This is a genomic window from Arthrobacter sp. MDT2-34-1, assembly GCF_059091365.1.
In genome coordinates this window covers 1-639 of sequence record NZ_JBNHGO010000096.1, presented here as the reverse complement: position 1 = coordinate 639, position 639 = coordinate 1, and the positions used below count along the sequence as shown (strand labels likewise).

The following is a 639-nucleotide window of genomic DNA, read 5'->3' as shown; positions in this document are numbered from 1 at the left end:
AGCTCGAGGGCCGCGAGCAGCTCGGCGACCCAGGATTCAAGGATCTCCTGCTGGCTGATCTCCTGCTGTGCCGGTTCCTGCGCTCCGGCATCGCCGGTCCTCGCCGGCGCTTCGGGATTCTCCGCCACGGGGGGCCTCCTTCGGTAGCTTCGCCTGCCGGCCTGCTCCGGCCACGGCTACGGGCGCGCAATACCGAAGTGTTCCGCGTCCGCCCATGTGTCCACATCGCCGGTTGCACCGGACGCGAAGTGGCACTCGTATACCTGCACCCTAGCAAGCAGCTTCAAGACTGACATCCCGGCCAGGCCCTTGCCCCCGGCGGCGGGATCACGGGCGGCGGCTTCAGTGAGGCAGCGGGCCAGGGCGTCAGTGGCGATGCAGGACGCGAGCGGCTGTGCCTTCCCGGCAGCATCCACCGGCATCCACAGCTCCGCCTCCGGGTGCCGGAGTGCAGCGTCCAGCAGCCGTGCGGGCAGATCGCCGAGCAGCGGCATATCGCAGGCGAGAAGCAGGGTATAAGGGGGAAGGTCCCGGCCGGGCACGCGCAGCGCCGCTGCGCCGGCACCGATTCCGGCCGCCGGTCCGGCGAAGGGCGGGTCCTCCCGGGTCAGCACCGTGGGCGGCAAACGGGTGACGTCC

Annotated in this window: 1 protein-coding gene; it reads right to left on the bottom strand. The window is 70.9% G+C overall.

What is annotated here, in order from left to right; all coding sequences use genetic code 11:
* Positions 1-176 precede the first annotated feature (176 nt).
* Positions 177-639: NTP transferase domain-containing protein (locus tag AC5RVV_RS17820; protein WP_494002683.1), on the bottom strand; the 463-nt coding region annotated here is incomplete at its 5' end.